Source organism: Candidatus Omnitrophota bacterium, assembly GCA_003598025.1.
Classification (GTDB): domain Bacteria; phylum Omnitrophota; class Gorgyraeia; order Gygaellales; family Profunditerraquicolaceae; genus Profunditerraquicola.
Genome location: QZKH01000009.1, coordinates 84178 through 99527, shown reverse-complemented (window position 1 = coordinate 99527; position 15350 = coordinate 84178). Strand labels below are relative to the sequence as shown.

20 protein-coding genes are annotated in these 15350 nt (G+C 42.7%); 1 reads left to right on the top strand and 19 read right to left on the bottom strand.

What is annotated here, in order from left to right; genetic code table 11:
* Positions 1 to 6: 6 nt before the first annotated feature.
* The 14 genes from C4533_08005 to C4533_07940 all read right to left on the bottom strand — a co-directional run bounded on the left by C4533_08005 (position 7) and on the right by C4533_07940 (position 9046).
* Complete coding sequence (locus tag C4533_08005; GenBank protein ID RJP27392.1) at positions 7 to 420, bottom strand: PilZ domain-containing protein; 414 nt, start codon at positions 418 to 420, stop codon at positions 7 to 9.
* A gap of 183 nt (positions 421 to 603) precedes the next feature.
* The gene (locus C4533_08000; protein ID RJP27391.1) at positions 604 to 1140 is read right to left on the bottom strand and encodes a hypothetical protein; all 537 of its coding nucleotides are present in this window, start codon (positions 1138 to 1140) and stop codon (positions 604 to 606) included.
* 37 nt (positions 1141 to 1177) lie between these two features.
* A complete protein-coding gene (locus tag C4533_07995) occupies positions 1178 to 1369 on the bottom strand; it encodes a hypothetical protein (GenBank protein RJP27390.1) in 192 nt (63 codons plus the stop codon).
* A gap of 135 nt (positions 1370 to 1504) precedes the next feature.
* Positions 1505 to 1693: a hypothetical protein gene (locus C4533_07990; GenBank protein RJP27389.1), complete on the bottom strand. Its 189-nt coding sequence runs from the start codon at positions 1691 to 1693 to the stop codon at positions 1505 to 1507.
* Between the two features lie 45 nt (positions 1694 to 1738).
* Positions 1739 to 1939 (bottom strand): DNA-directed RNA polymerase subunit omega, encoded by a 201-nt coding sequence (gene rpoZ / locus C4533_07985; GenBank protein RJP27388.1) that lies wholly within the window; start codon positions 1937 to 1939, stop codon positions 1739 to 1741.
* A 94-nt stretch (positions 1940 to 2033) separates the two neighbouring features.
* On the bottom strand, positions 2034 to 3653 hold the full coding sequence (groL, locus tag C4533_07980; GenBank protein ID RJP27387.1) for a chaperonin GroEL: 1620 nt from the start codon (positions 3651 to 3653) through the stop codon (positions 2034 to 2036).
* 22 nt (positions 3654 to 3675) lie between these two features.
* Positions 3676 to 3966: a co-chaperone GroES gene (locus tag C4533_07975; GenBank protein ID RJP27435.1), complete on the bottom strand. Its 291-nt coding sequence runs from the start codon at positions 3964 to 3966 to the stop codon at positions 3676 to 3678.
* 260 nt (positions 3967 to 4226) lie between these two features.
* Positions 4227 to 4907 carry an Hsp20/alpha crystallin family protein gene (locus C4533_07970; GenBank protein ID RJP27386.1) on the bottom strand — a complete coding sequence of 227 codons (681 nt, stop codon included), beginning with the start codon at positions 4905 to 4907 and terminating at the stop codon, positions 4227 to 4229.
* A 243-nt stretch (positions 4908 to 5150) separates the two neighbouring features.
* Positions 5151 to 5525 (bottom strand): Hsp20/alpha crystallin family protein, encoded by a 375-nt coding sequence (locus tag C4533_07965; protein ID RJP27385.1) that lies wholly within the window; start codon positions 5523 to 5525, stop codon positions 5151 to 5153.
* A 47-nt stretch (positions 5526 to 5572) separates the two neighbouring features.
* Complete coding sequence (locus C4533_07960) at positions 5573 to 6043, bottom strand: Hsp20/alpha crystallin family protein (GenBank protein ID RJP27384.1); 471 nt, start codon at positions 6041 to 6043, stop codon at positions 5573 to 5575.
* A gap of 154 nt (positions 6044 to 6197) precedes the next feature.
* Positions 6198 to 6488: a MerR family transcriptional regulator gene (locus tag C4533_07955; GenBank protein ID RJP27383.1), complete on the bottom strand. Its 291-nt coding sequence runs from the start codon at positions 6486 to 6488 to the stop codon at positions 6198 to 6200.
* 205 nt (positions 6489 to 6693) lie between these two features.
* A complete protein-coding gene (locus tag C4533_07950; protein ID RJP27382.1) occupies positions 6694 to 7023 on the bottom strand; it encodes a hypothetical protein in 330 nt (109 codons plus the stop codon).
* 103 nt (positions 7024 to 7126) lie between these two features.
* Positions 7127 to 7342 carry a hypothetical protein gene (locus C4533_07945; GenBank protein ID RJP27381.1) on the bottom strand — a complete coding sequence of 72 codons (216 nt, stop codon included), beginning with the start codon at positions 7340 to 7342 and terminating at the stop codon, positions 7127 to 7129.
* Positions 7343 to 7519: 177 nt separating this feature from the next.
* Positions 7520 to 9046: a hypothetical protein gene (locus C4533_07940; GenBank protein RJP27380.1), complete on the bottom strand. Its 1527-nt coding sequence runs from the start codon at positions 9044 to 9046 to the stop codon at positions 7520 to 7522.
* A 57-nt stretch (positions 9047 to 9103) separates the two neighbouring features.
* On the opposite strand from C4533_07940, the gene C4533_07935 reads away from it, so the two are divergent.
* Positions 9104 to 11203 (top strand): hypothetical protein, encoded by a 2100-nt coding sequence (locus tag C4533_07935; protein ID RJP27379.1) that lies wholly within the window; start codon positions 9104 to 9106, stop codon positions 11201 to 11203.
* Here C4533_07935 and C4533_07930 read toward each other — a convergent pair.
* The 5 genes from C4533_07930 to C4533_07910 all read right to left on the bottom strand — a co-directional run bounded on the left by C4533_07930 (position 11189) and on the right by C4533_07910 (position 15311).
* Positions 11189 to 11623 (bottom strand): HEPN domain-containing protein, encoded by a 435-nt coding sequence (locus C4533_07930; protein ID RJP27378.1) that lies wholly within the window; start codon positions 11621 to 11623, stop codon positions 11189 to 11191. The two genes, C4533_07935 and C4533_07930, sit on opposite strands and share 15 nt — an antisense overlap.
* Positions 11620 to 12174 (bottom strand): hypothetical protein, encoded by a 555-nt coding sequence (locus C4533_07925; GenBank protein RJP27377.1) that lies wholly within the window; start codon positions 12172 to 12174, stop codon positions 11620 to 11622. The genes C4533_07930 and C4533_07925 overlap by 4 nt, the downstream gene beginning before the upstream one ends.
* A 201-nt stretch (positions 12175 to 12375) precedes the next feature.
* Positions 12376 to 13614: an MFS transporter gene (locus C4533_07920; protein RJP27434.1), complete on the bottom strand. Its 1239-nt coding sequence runs from the start codon at positions 13612 to 13614 to the stop codon at positions 12376 to 12378.
* Positions 13615 to 13886: 272 nt separating this feature from the next.
* Entirely contained in the window at positions 13887 to 15158 is a 1272-nt protein-coding gene (locus C4533_07915) for an MFS transporter (protein RJP27376.1), read from the bottom strand.
* A gap of 21 nt (positions 15159 to 15179) precedes the next feature.
* The gene (locus C4533_07910; protein ID RJP27375.1) at positions 15180 to 15311 is read right to left on the bottom strand and encodes a hypothetical protein; all 132 of its coding nucleotides are present in this window, start codon (positions 15309 to 15311) and stop codon (positions 15180 to 15182) included.
* Between the last annotated feature and the right edge of the window lie 39 nt (positions 15312 to 15350).

The window sequence follows — 15350 nt, the reverse complement described above, 5'->3', positions numbered from 1 at the left end:
TCGGATTCAAACCTCCTGTAAGATACCAGCATCTTCCCGGATAGAAGCTGCTTCATTGAGAGAGGAGAAATATTCTTTTTCAATTGAGATTAAGTAATTTTTCAATCTCTTATAATCAATTGGCTCCATTTTAAAGAATTTAAAACCGCACACGACGTTATTATTCAGGCCATTTTTATGTATTACCCATTTAGCTTCTCCATGAAGCAAGAGCGGTATAAAGTAGATAGGAACCTCTAAGGCAAAATCTAAACGTTCGCCTATCCCGATATCCTTAGAAGAGATAAGATGCATACCTTGAAATGAGATATTTTTCGCGAAAGACGGGAAATATTCATGGGATTTCCCGCAGAGGTTTCTGATACAGTGGGTTTTCAATTCTACAGGTAGCCTTTTAAATGCTCTTCTTTCTTCGTTCATTTCTACCACCTCCCACAAAACCGCAGGCGATATCCTCAATTTTCACTCCCTTTCAAGCTGAATGCCTGCTTTTCTTCCTTGTTCTGCTTACCGGGAAAGCTTTTAGACGCATGTGCTCCGGCAAGCTCTTTTTCAGCTACCATCAGATACGCGATGTATTTATTAACAAGGGTATTCATTATCTTATTTCTTCCACCAATCCGCATCATCGCCTTCCTCCTCGAACTTGTCAAAATCCGGAGGCAGAATGATATTAAAATGGAGGAAAAGATACGACGGTATATCCCCAAAACCTTTGAATTTCTTAAGGTCTTTTAAATTTTTAGGCAGATTATCTCCAAGATCCGGCATATACTCTCTTAGAATTGTCTGCATCTTACGTAAAATCTGCTCATGCGGCTCGCAACCTACAGGCAAGGTCGGCAATTTTTTACTACACTTCTTGCAGTAGAATTCTAAATGCCCGCACTGAGTGCATTCTGCAACAAAGAATTTCTTTAATATAAATTCCTGTTTGCATTTAGCGCAATGCAGCTTTTCCTGACAAGCAGTGCATATACTTACCTTCTTAAGAGACGCTGTTTTGAAAACCAAAGGGTTATCAGACAAATACATTTTGCTGCAAATCTTACATTCTGCGGGTAAACCCGCATGCGAATGGATGCCTTCTATTCTCTTACCTATATATTTATGTTTTCTGCATTGCAGATCTTTTTTCATTCTTGCTTACCTCCACCACCAACATATCTACTTTCTCTTATTTCCAATCATCGTATTCTTCGTACATATAATCATCGACTTCGCCGGCTATTTTTACTTGCACAGGGGAAGCTTGCGTAATCTCCAATCTAGTAAAACAAGAAAGGCATTCAATAGTATCTTTGACTTTACAGTTTGCAGGCGAATCGAAAATCTTCTCGCACCAAGGACATCTAATTTTTCCGCTCATAGGCATATCGCTGTTTTAACCTTTACCACCTAATATCACCAACTCTGCCAATCTTTTACGCGGCATGATGTAAGATTCGCATTCTGCACATAAAACAGATTTTTACCTTTAGAGATATTACCTCTGGCAATTGCTCTATTGCTTCAATAATTCCCCATCCTCATTCCGGCTTTCTTCCCATTGCGGTTTTGAATTATTTTTTATGTAATATCCCCCACAATAATAATCTTTTGGATCAATGCCTTTCTTTAATAGATTAAGCCGCCTGCGGCGCCTCTTTAATTTCTGTCTGAATTTAATCTGCAACTTTCTTTTTGAACTCATGCCTTATCTATCTGAAAAAGGTCTTGACCGCACCAGTGGCATTGTTTATTCTTCCTTCAATCTAACTTTTCCTTCGGCAATCTCAAGCAAGGCAATGGTAGAGGGTTTAGCGACCGCATCTGCCTCTACAAGCTTGGGTTGACCTTCAGAAATTTCTATAGCCCTCTTAGAAGCTAAAACCACCAATTTATAAATAGAATTGCCACATTTATCTAGAACTTTCTCTAATGGCACTTCTCTTGTCATTGCCAAATTCAGATATGCACATTTCTAATTACAGACGGGAGGCTGCCGCCATTTATAATGACAGCAGCCCCTTATTTTTAACCTTTAGTTGCGATTAATAGTCACCGTGCGGCGATGGCGGCATAGGTGGCATCTTTTCTTTTTCCGGAAGTTCACACACTACTGCTTCGGTGGTAAGCATAAGCCCGGCAATGCTTGAAGCATTTTGTATGGCCAGCCTGACCACTTTTACCGGATCAATTACCCCTGCCTTGATTAAATCAGTGTATTCGCCTGTTTCGGCATTGTAACCAAAGGCGCCTTTTTCGTCCTTGACTTTTTGAGCTACTACCACGCCTTCCACCCCAGCATTCTGGGCAATCTGCCTGATTGGCTCTTCCAGGGCCCGCCTCACAATATCAACCCCGATTTTCTCATCACCTTCAAGCTTAAGAGATTCAACACGAGGAATCGACCTTAAAAGCGCTACTCCGCCGCCCGGGACAATACCCTCTTCAACTGCTGCCCTTGTCGCATGAAGTGCATCTTCTACGCGCGCCTTCTTTTCTTTCATCTCAGTTTCAGTGGCAGCGCCCACATTAACTACCGCCACCCCACCCGAGAGCTTTGCCAAACGCTCTTGGAGTTTCTCCCGGTCATAATCAGAATCGGTTTTATCAATTTCCTTCTTGATCTGTTCAATTCTTCCTTTAATATCGGAGGTTTTGCCCGCTCCTTCAATAATAGTGGTATTCTCCTTATCCACTTTGATTCGCTTGGCTTTGCCTAAATCAGACATTTGGACATTCTCTAATTTGATCCCTAAGTCCTCGGCAATCGCCCTTCCTCCGGTGAGAATGGCTATGTCTTCAAGCATTGCCTTTCGCCTATCGCCATAGCCAGGAGCCTTGACTGCGCAGACATTAAGCGTACCCCTGATCTTGTTAACTACCAAGGTTGCCAAGGCCTCGCCTTCAACCTCTTCTGAAATAATCAGTAGGGGCTTGCCTTGCTGAGCAGTTTTTTCCAACAATGGAATAATGTCTTTTACCGCCGATATTTTTTTCTCATAGATTAAAATATACGGCTCTTCTAACACACACTCCATTCTTTCAGCATCGGTCACAAAGTAAGGAGATAGATACCCCTGGTCAAATTGCATACCTTCGACTACATCAAGGGTTGTGGCCATGGACTTTGCTTCTTCTACAGTAACCACCCCATCCTTACCTACTTTATCCATAGCATCAGCCAAGAGATTCCCTATGGTTTCATCGCCATTGGCTGAAATAGTGGCAATTTGACTGGTTTCTTTCTTATCTTTAATAGGCTTTGCCATCCGTTTAAGCTCATCAATGACCACTTCCACTGCTTTGTCTATGCCTCTTTTAAGACCCATGGGATTTGCGCCAGCAGTGACGTTTTTCATGCCTTCCTTATAGATTGAGTGAGTCAAAAGTGTCGCTGTGGTCGTACCATCACCCGCAGTATCAGATGTCTTTTCAGCCACTTCCTTAACCATTTGAGCACCCATATTCTCATAGGCATCCTCAAGCTCGATTTCTTTCGCTACCGTAACGCCGTCTTTGGTAATGGTCGGTGAGCCAAACTTCTTATCCAAAACTACATTACGGCCTTTGGGACCTAAGGTAACTACTACTGCATCAGATAATTTCTCTACACCTTTTAATATTTTCTGTCTGGCTTCTTCGCCAAAAGAAAGTTGTTTCGCCATATTGAATTCACCTCCCTTTCACTTAATCGATAATAATAGCTAAAACATCCTCTTCCTTAATAATCAAATGCTCTTCATCCTCTAATTTTATTTCTGTGCCGGAATATTTTCCGTAGAGGATTTTGTCTCCCGGCTTAACCTCTAAGGGCTGAACTTTACCATCCTCTAAAACCTTGCCCTTTCCCACTGCAACTACCCTGCCTTCTTGCGGTTTTTCCTTGGCAGTATCCGGTAAGATTATCCCTCCCTTGGTTTTGTCTTCAGCTTCCAAAGGCTTAACCAGAATTCTGTCTCCTAATGGCGTAATCTGCATAGACACCTCCTCCTTTCCTTGAATATCCTGTTGAGTTATCTCTGGTTTTATCTCTTCCTTCTCTTCAATGGGCTTTTCCTTTAGAGTTTTTGTCCGAGCTAAAGGTTTCTTTTTAGAGATAGTTCTTCGTTTTTTCATCTTAATAAATTGTCACCTCCTTTACAATGAAAGTAGGGAAAATTTAGATTTTATTTTTTGTCTTGTTTCGGCTTAACGTGAGGCAGCGAGCACTTTTTGGATTTAATCAGCGCTAGCTTTGATTAAGATATCGGGATCTTCTTCGCCGTTTCTTCTTCCTCTTCACCTTCAGTAATAGCTTTTGCTACCTTAATAGTTAATACGCCATTCTTATAGTCAGCTGAAACTTCATTTTCTTTTATATTATCAGGCAAAGGAATAGCCCTTGAAAAATGCCCGTAACTTCTTTCCTGCCTAAAAAACTTATCGCCCTTATTCTCCTCAAGCACGGTTTCTCGTTCGCCGGATACCCTAAGCACCTTGTTCTTTATTTCCACGCTTATTTTATCTTTATCCATGCCGGGAAGATCCATTGTGATCATGTAGTGAGTTTTATCTTCTTTAATATCGATATCCGGCTCAAAGAAGCTCCCCTTATCAGAAGGCAAAAATCCCTGACTCCTCATGCCTCTCCCAAAGCTTTCATTAAACATCTTGTTAAGCTGTTGTTGCATATGTTTCATTTCTTCAAAAGGCTTCCATTCGTCACTAAAAAAATCATCCCAGTACCAATCATTATCAAAAGCCCTTTGGGCAAATCTTGGGATTGTAGCTTTTTTTGAGAATACAGGGGAATTGCTTCTCGCTGATATACTCCCGAAACTATCTACGCGCTTCTTAAGGCTAATCAGATATCCCCCCTCGACAATCAATCCGATAGCCAATATGATTACCAAAGCTATTAATATTTTTTGATTCTTCATCGCCCATCATCTCCTTTTAAATCATACGTTCGAGCTGTGAAGCTGGGGCATAAAGATAAAAATACCCTACCTTAGATTTTAGGCTTTTTTAGTTGTTTAATCTCCATTCTTCGGCTTAGGCCTATTTTTGTCTTAAGAACGACTTTGTCAGTCTCTGCCTTAATGTACCGATCTTGGCTGTCCAGCCCTTAAACTGCTCACCTAATCTTTTAATATATTCTCCCTTGGACATACCAAACCACCTCACTCTTTAATTTCAATTCTTTTTGGCTGAGCTTCATCTGACTTGACTAGCTTTACTCTTAAGATACCGTTTTCATATTGAGCGTCGATTTTGCTCTTGTCAATATCATCGCCAATAACAAAGGTTCTAATATATTCTAGTGGACAGCGCTCTCTATGGATAACGGTATATCCTTTAGGTATAGCCTCATCATTCTCGCGGGTCTTTCCTTTAATAGTCAGCTCATTTCCTTTAAGCTCAAGCCCTATATCTTCTTTGGTTAAACCGGTCATCTCTGCTTCAAGAACCACTTCTTTATCGGTTTCATGTATGTTAACCAAAGGTTGTATAACCCTTGACTCAGGCTGTTTTTGTTTTTGCTTAATAAGCGCCATAGTTCCACCTCCCCTTCCAAACAAAATAGCGTCTCTGGGGAAAAACGTTATTTTATATCGACCTTAAGCTGTTTTGGTTTTGCCTCTTCTTTTTTGGGTAGCACAAGCTCTAATACGCCATTTTTGTAGCTGGCGTTTACTTTAGAGGCATCTACCGCCGCAGGCAGACTAATTGCCCGGTTGAAAGAACCATAGAAGCGTTCTGTCCTGACATAATCTTTTTCTTTAACCTCTTTTTCTTGTTTCTTCTCTCCCTTTATAATCAAGGTGTCTCCATGCACAGAAACTTCTATTTCGTCTTTCTTCATTCCCGGGATATCGGCTTTAACCATGATGTTGTCTTTGGAGTCGTAAATATCTATCGCAGGACTCCAAGCGCCTTCTAGTAAACCCACATCCCGATCACCCCATCTTACTAAGGAAGAGTTAAACATTCTGTTCATCTCATTCTGAATCACTTCCAGATCCCTGAAAGGATCCCACCATGTTTCTCTCGGTCTCCACGGTATAAGCGCCATAGTTAACACCTCCCTTCAAAATGATTAGTTTTTGTTATTGTCAAAATCAATACCCGAAGCTTAAGTATCGCCGTTCTTGGCACATCACCTCCATAAGTCGCCGTCCCTTGTTGGCACTCTCCGTATGAGAGTGCCAACTTAAGGGCAAAAAATTTTAGGTCTTCACGCACATTCTTTCTTCCATTTCTAATATAACTTTTAAACCGTCTACCTTTACTTTCTTCTCCTTCATCAGATACCAAATATGGCTTAACTTATTTAGCTCATTTTTTGAGTAAAGTCGTGACCTTCCTTTTTTTCGGGGCGGACGAATAATATCCTCTTTGTCGAGCTGCTTTAGTACCCAGACCGGTATTCCAAGAAGTTTATTAATTACACCGCTCGTATATACCGGCTCGTCTATCCCCACATCAAAGATATCTCCATACTTGATTGCTTTTTTCATCAGCTATGTATATAGCACAATTTTCGCATTTTTTCAAGTGTTTTTCGCAATTTTTTTTTCGGTTTTCGTAATTTAATAACCGCATATCCAACTTAATTTTTGTAACAGTTGTAACTGTTCAGCTCTTGGAAGTGCCCCGACGAGACCATGCTCAAGGTAGGTTGGGTCGTCCCGACGGGCTACTTCTGGAGGCTGAAATGTTACCTTAGAACTCAATTCTTATTCCTAATCTACCCCCTAACCCATTTCTTCCATCTGACTCGACAAAGCCATAACCTTCAATAAAGGGCTGGGGCCTAAAAAGTTTCTTTGCTTCTTTCTTCTTTTCCTCAACCACTGTAACCTGGGACCCGGGCTGGGCTACAATCTGAGTAATCTGCTTATTCGTAGGCATAAAGAACGCCCTATAAATCGTCAGGCCCACTAAGCCAATAAGCGCAATACCGGCCGCGTAGCGCAAGGTCTTAACCCATGGCAAAAACTGAAAGAAGCTTCCGGCGAATTTAAGCAGGCTAAATCTTTCGTTTTCCACCATCCTGCACCTTACCTTTCAGCCACAGATAGAAAAACATCCCCAGTCCTCCGACGATATTGCCAAGTGTAAAAGCTATCAACACCTTCATATTATCCACCTCCCTTTAGTTTCCGATTTTCCTGTCTATCCGCTCAACCAAGGTCTCAACCCTGACCAAGCGCTCCCTGATTTCCTCAATGCAGCTTATTCTTTTTTCCATAGCCTCTACTCGGTTGTTTAACTGGCCGTAGCCAAAGGCAATTCCAGCAAGGGTAAGAATCAAGGTGATAATTGCGCCGGTAAACCCGGCTTTTAACTTAATTTTGGTTTCCCCATTCATTTCTTTTCAGCCTCCTTCTGCAGTATTGCAATAATTTCCTCGAGTTGCGCTATCCTGCCCACGGTTTGCCAGTAGGCTATTTTTGCCTTTTCCTGGGATTCCTTCAACTGCACGGCTGTGACTTCTAAGTGTTTCAACTGCTGTTTTAATTCTTCAAGCATTTAGCCCTCCATGAGATTATTTTTTGTTTTGCATCAATGAAAGTTTTACCGCGAAACTATCCCCTGCATAAGCAGTGATGCCTGATCTTCCCACTTTCCAGCGTACTAGTACTGTATATGTGCCAGCGTTGACCGCTTCCCAGTGATGGATCTGCGTAGGGAGTCTCTGGTTGTAAAAAAGTATGCCTCCGGGAATATCAGCAAAAAGCCCGCCGACTCTTGCTCCGGTTTTCTCAACGCTGTTAATCAAAACCTGGATATCTATCCAGTCAGACTGGTCTTCCTGGTAATCCAGCCTTAAATCGCCTGCCTGAAATAATATCAATAACTTGGTGGCATCCGGCGTGGTAATCTGAGCGCTGATTAAATCCACATAGCTGGTGCTGCCGGTTGACTTATTTGTGGCGGTTGCGGTGATTATTTCTGAGATGGCGTTGGTTTCTAAGACCTGCCCCTTGATTACGCCGGTATTTACCTCTAAGCCTGTGCTTGCGCTTAGCTTATAGCCCGTGGTGCCTGCTACATAATTATTACTTTTTATATAGCCGTCTACATTCAAATTTCCGGTATTAACTGCCAAGGCATCCAGTTGGTTGACATTTATCTTGTCCGCAGTAATGGAATCCGTGTAAATCTTGCCACCGTCAATCTTGGTGATATCAGAACCGTGCGCCCAACCGGTGGCTGTTGCAACATTCACCAATTCCCATTCGCCAGAAACAATTTGATCTGCGCCGACACTAGCTGCCCGGTACAATTTATCCCCGTCGTCGGTATCTATCCATAAATCTCCGATGGATAAAGAAGTAGGGATAGAGGCCTGCTTAAAAACAGTGATACCTCCTCCTCCACCGCTTTCAGAGACCACCTGCCAGGAGCTGTTTTGATAAATATAGAGCTTATTATTATCGTCCGTATCAATCCAGTAATCCCCTTCATTCATGCCGCTTGTCGGCTCGCTGGCCTGATAATAAGTTTTGGGCGGAATAGCGTCACTGGCCAGCTTGGAAAGCGTTATGGATTGGGCGGTAATTTTGCTTCCGTCTAAATCGTAAATCTTGGCATTAGTGACAATAAGGTCTTTTATCTGCGCAGATAAGGTAATCAGCTCTCCGGCAATAAGCTTTCTTGCTGAGATTATAGTATCGCCTATTTCTGCCTCAGCCAAAGGCGTGAAGTTTATTGTTACTGCGGATGAGAAACTCCCGGGACCGTAAGTGTCTACTGCCCTTACTTTATAATAAGCCCGGTCTTTGATAACAAATTCATCATTAATACTCGGCGTTCCCGAAGGCCAAGACGCTACGGAAATCTGCCCTGTAGAATTATTGTAGCCGGTGACCACTGCCTCTTGGCCTTTATAGGTTCCGCTGGTCTGCAGGATCACGTCCCCGACAAAGTAATTGTTCCCAAAGCCTGCTATACTCGCATCTGTGATACTGGTCGCATCAGCAGCGTCAGCCTTGGCGTCAATCGGAGAGTTGCCCTGGGGGGCAAAGGCAAAAAACAAAAGCCTCAAGCTTAAACGCTTTGCTGCCGACATGCGGAAGATTTACTTTCCGCGTGTCGGCAACCCCAGCAGATTAAAGGAGTGATTTTTATGATTATGAAAGCAAAACCAGATAACAAAAAGAAACGCTACATCATCTATACTCGCTGCTCCACTGATGACCAGGCCCAGGGCGACTATACCACTCTTGATGCTCAGGCGCACCACTGCAAGAATATGATTGACGCCTTTGGCTATGAGATGGCTGCTTTCGGAAAATCCGGTGTTGTCTATGATGACGGCTACTCCGGAAAAGACTTGAATCGGCCAGGCATACAGTCAGTGCTTAACGATATTCATAGCGGCAAGAAATCCTTTGACGGCTTAATCTTCTTACGGCTTGACCGCTTGACTCGCAATACCCGCGACCTCTACTGGCTTATTGATCTATTCAACTCCAAAGAAATTGCTTTTGTATCCGTACGCGAGAATCTTGACAGCTCAACTGCTATAGGCAGAGTAGTAATTGGCATACTCGGGATCCTTTCTGCCTTTGAACGCGAACTCACCGGTGAACGCGTTAAAGCCTCTTGCATTGCCCGGGCCCGCCAAGGCAAGTGGACTGGCGGAGCGCTTCCTTTAGGTTATAAACTTATTAATGACGGACCCATGCTGCCAAACGGCAGGCAGCCTCACAAGGTTGTAATCAATGAAGAAATAGGCCCGAAGTTAAGAGCCATCTGGCAAATGGCTGCTGAGAATAAGTCGTTGACTGAAATCGGCAATACATTGGTTAAGCTGGAAGTCCCAACCTACAAAGGAAAAAGCTGGCGCAAGCAAAGCATTGCTGCCATACTAAAAAGCCCTTTCTACAAAGGCATGATCCGCTACGCCGGTGAACTGCACAAAGGTAACCACCCTCCGCTTATTGACGACGGCCTCTGGGAGAAAGCCAATAAAATTCTTACCGGCAACACGCCAAAGCACTACTTCACTAAAAAACCTAAGGAGTATGTTTACTTATTGAATGGGATACTTCGGTGTGGAAAGTGCGGAAGCCACTACATATCCTATTTTGCTAATGGCAGGAGCAGGAAGTTTTTTTACTACGCCTGCAGCCGGTCATTACAAAGATTAGGATGTGATGTCCCTAATCTACCGGCTACGCAGCTTGACCAAGCTGTAATTGATTTCTTTAGAGTTGCCTCACAGAACCAGGACATTATCGTAAAGGCCGTGGGTGACGCGGCAATTGATGCCAAGGACAAACTTGGTAAAGTGCAGAAAGAAATCAAGCAGGCCGAGGAGAAACTAAAAATCGCAAGGGAAAAAGCAGACAAGCTGCTCTCCCTTGCGATTGAAGGCGCTATCTCAAAAGGCGCCACTTACAAAACCAAGATGGATGCCCTTGATAATGAGATCTTCGCGCTTCAAGAGAAATTATCCAAGCTTGAAGCCCAAAGAAAAGTCGCTCAAATGACCGCTAACTCCAGCGAGTTTTTATACTCTAACTTTAAATTTGCTATTCAGTACCTTGATAAGGCCACTCCGGAAAACCAGAAAGCCCTGCTGCAGCTATTAATCAAATCCATAACAGTCCTAGATGACCGTGTGGAATTCCGCATGTATGTAGGCAGCCCTTACGAAGAGATTGCCTGCCACCTACCCGAAAACACCCACAATAACCCCGGAAATGCCCCTAAAAACAGCAATGCCCCACAGGATCACTGTAGGGCACTGGTGCCAACTGCTGGTGGTTCGAATATTCGTCCAGAGTGGCTGCCCAATGTTGTCTTCCGCCGCACCGCAGAACCCCAAGTGGTTCAATTGGTTGTGAAGATGGATATCCGGAGAAGCAAGCGGATTTTGCTTAGTTTAGTAGATCCTCTGCCGCCGGTACCCGTCCGCAAGCCCCGAATCTACCCAAACACCATAGTAGAGGCCCTAAAGATTAAGGCCTTCATTAACAGCGGCCAGACCAAAATAACCTGGGCAAAAACCTGTAGAGAACTAAATATATCAGAGTCTAAATTAGCCCACTTGTTGAAAATAGTCAACAAGCTACCTCCGGAATTTGTTGAAAATATGAAGCAATGCGGCAATCAAGAGACATTAAGAATCTTCACCGGCAGACGCCTTTTGAACATTTCCCGCCTAAAAACCATTCAAGAACGCCGGGATATGATAAACCAGCTATTATTGCCTAGGTAAAATTGTATTCCTACCTATTCCTAAGAACTCTTCGGCCAACTTTATAAGTTTTTCGCAGCCTGCTTGGGACCAACGGTTATAATAATCAGCCTCTTCCCTTAAAGTTTTGGCCTGCTGGAAACCTTCAAGGATATATACCGGGATAACCTTCGTCTCAACGTACAAAGTCTTAATGGCAGCGACAAGGCAATAATGGCTGTGTTCCCGCAGGCTTTTGGCGTATAACAAGGCCCTTGCGCTGTGAAACATCGAATAATAGGTCTGAATAGTTGCCCATTTATAGTCGGTTTCGCTGTAGGTTTTATGCGCCCGACTTAAGTCTGCTTCTGCTGCTTCTATTTCCTTTGCTGCCAACGCAGGCCCGCGTGAAAACGGCTTAATCTTGCCTCTCTTTAGGCAATCATCATATTCTATGGTCATCCCTTCTCCTCCCAGAGCACTATGCCACGTTCTACTTCCTGCATGAAGACTTTTTCGCTTTCTTTAAAGCTGGCCATTTCAGTTGCAGTCTTAATTACAGTCTGGAGTTTTTGCTTAGTTTTAAGGGAAGAAAGGGCGTCTTTTGTTGCCTCTGGATCCTTTGAGAGTATAAAAAGGTCTATGTCGCTGGCAGGATCATTCTCACCGCGGCTATAGCTGCCGTAAAGCACAATCTTACGCGAGAAAGGTTTAAGCTTGGCTACGATAGGGCGTAAGGAAAACACATTCTTCAATATCTTAAACTGCTTTATAGCTGCGTCATCATAGACAATGCGGTAAAAGATAACCTTGCCTCTTCTCTCTTGCGAAACCAGACCCTGCCGCATAAGCTCTTTTAAAGCGAAATACACCCCTGCTCTGCTGGCAAGGGTAGTCTTCTGAATTTCGCTGGCTAAGAATTCCTTACTCGGGTCCTGGGCAAGATACGAAAGCACCTTAAGGGAATTAGTCGCGCCGAATATATCTATTACCTTATTATTTCTTTTCCCCATCTTCTCTCCTGTCTAATGTATTAGACAATTGTTTATTATATTAGACAATTAGATAAAGTCAACACAATTTTGATTTGTTTCACCGGCAGAGAACTTTTAAATATTCACACCTAAAACCCATCCAAGAACGCCGGGAGATAATTGAATACCTATTGCCAAAAGCATAAACCAGCATTTCGGTAATTCTTGTCTATGCATGCGCTATGCCGTTATCTCCTTTGAGGTTTCTTGTTTCAGATAAAAGAAAGCCGCTAAGGCCAGGCACTCCACAAAAATAACTGCCGTGATAACGAATGCTATCGAACGATCATACAAAAATCCCAATAAGACACTCCCCAAAAAAACTGCCAGACCATATGTGGTGTTAAAAATGCCGTAACCTGTTCCTCGCTTGTTTAGAGAGGTAATATCTGCAATCGCCGAGCGCATAATTGTCTCGTGAACGCCCATTACTATCCCCCAACAAAGCACTCCGATAATAACAAGGATATGGCGTTGGGAGAATACGAATAGCGACATCAAAAGCGTCATAATTGGAATGATAACCAATAAATCTAATCCAGCATTGTGGTTATTCTTGCGGGTTTTCATTACATCGTATAGTTTACCGACCGATAAAGCAGCTACGGCATCAATGCCCATCGCTATTGAATAATACAAAGGAATCTGCGCGTCAGGGAGAATATTAGAAGACTTAAAATGAAAAGCAAGCAGTAAAAAAGAGCAGAAACCCAACGTCGTAACAAAAGTAAACAGCGTATACAGCCAAAAAACTTTGGAGAGTCTATCTAGAATTTTTGCTTTTTTCCCCGCGGCCTCCAAAGCAGCTGGATGAGGGACCTCCCGGTAAGAAACAAACAGGCAAAACATGACCAGTAAAAAAGGAATCCAAAGAAAGGCATACCCTTTCTGATAAGCGACAATTCCTATCTGCTCTTTGCCTATCAGCATAAAAAAGACCGTAAAAATCAAAGGCCCGGCAACCGCGCCAATCTGATCCATCGCTTCATGCAGGCCAAACCCAAATCCGGTGCCAACCTGTGAGCTTGCCTGCGAAAGTATGGTATCCCTTGCGGGGCTGCGGATGGCCTTGCCTATTCTTTCTAAAATTATAAACAGCGCAGCAATCTGCCATATGCCAGCCAGAGAAAGCAACGGCACACTCACCAACAAACCATATCCAACAATAGTCAGAAGCCAGTACGATTTTGTCTTGTCCGAAACATACCCTGAAAGTAAACGCAAGGTATATCCCAGAAACTCTCCTATCCCGGTTATCACCCCTAGGGTAACAGCGTTTACCGCAAGCAGTTTTAGATAAGGACCGTTGACGCTACGCGCCCCCTCATAAGCAATATCACCAAAAAGGCTGACCAAACCAAAAAGAATAATAATATTTAAGGCTCTCCTTCTTGCTGCGGTTGGAGAATTAAAAGTCATAAGTGCCATTGAACTATTTATTGTCTTTTTTCGTTGAAGAGTCATCCTTTTTGTCTGCTAAATTACTTTTGATAATTAACCAAATAATCCATACTACTGCTCCTCCTAGCAATACATATACAGGCCAATCCTGATATAAATTACCAGTCATGCTAAACACCCCTCCCATTCCTTGTTACGCCGTCCGTTGAATTAAAAAAATTATATGGGCGGCTATTATATCTGCGTCAATCGACCAAGGGCCAGCACCAATAATAAGAAAAATACTTAGACTAATTCAGCCAAGAAGCCCTGCGCTGATAAATAAGATTGATTGCCCCTAAAAGAATTATTACGCTTCCCACAACCACAAGCATGATGAAAGGACCGTATTTTGCGCTTAAGATGCTGCTAATAAACATAAATATAAGAAACCCGAGATGCATTACCATCTCAAGGGAACTGAAAACTTTGCCCATCATTTCATTGCTGCTGACATTATGTATAATGGTATTACAGGCAGATAGAATCGGCGAAACAAATATGCCGAAGATAAAAGATAAAAATGCCGCCATATAGAATTTAGGGTAATTCTTTAGCGTTACGGCAAATACAATCAACACCATACCGCTTAAAATTAAGGCGGAAAATATCGCCTTATATTCGGAAACCCGGCTGCCAAACTTGCCGTAAAGCATAGAGCCCGCAAAAAGCCCGGCACCCAAAAACATAATTAATAACCCTACGTCTTTGGTCGCGGATTGTAAAACCTGCTGCACAAAGATAATCAAAACCACATACACCGAACCCAGGGCAGAGAATACCAGAAACATCACTGCGGCGATGAAACGAATATTTTTATGGCGTAAAAAGTAAATTATACCTTCCTTGATCTCAAGCCAAATAGACTTTCTGATCTTCTGCACGATATCCCGGCTTACTAAAATTACATCTTTAAACGCCGGATGTTTTAAGGAAACAGCAGTTTTGCTGGAAATAAAAAATATAAATGTGCCAGAAATTAAAGAACTTAAAGAATCCATGTAAAAACCTTTTTTGGGGCCAGCCACCTCTACCAAGATACCGCTGATACCAAAACCGGCGATAGTGGCGATCATACCGGTAATATTCACTAAGGAATTTGCCATCAGCAAATTCCTGGGCTCAACTAACTCAGGGATAATCGCCAGTTTTGCCGGCACAAAAAACCTGCCGATACAGAATGATATAAAAACGATGATATAAATAGGAATCATATTTTTGGTATAAAATAGAAAGGAAGGTATAGTGAAAATTAAAATCATTTGCAGGAATTCGCATGCATACATGGTTTTACGCCTATCCCATCTATCTACATAAACACCGGCAATCGGACCGATTAAAAATACAGGGATTATTGTAAATGACAGTATCTTGGCGATTTCATAAGCTGAACCCGGCGCCCTTGAATAAACAAAGGCAATCAAGGCCATCTGTGAAAGCCTGTCCCCAAGTTGCGAGATGATCTGCCCCAGCCAGAGGCAGAAAAAATTACGGGATTTTAAAACCTCAGAGAATTTCGACATCTACTCTTGATCCCTTTTAAGCTATGCTACGGTTTGCTGAAAAATAGAAAGATCTGCCATATTTGCAAGCACCAGCAAAACATCTCTACCTTCTATAACAACGGTATTGCCTGACGGTATCATAAACTTGCCTTCACGAGAAATAAGCACAATAAGAAATTTTTTAGGTAACTCTTAGGCATATGCGAATCT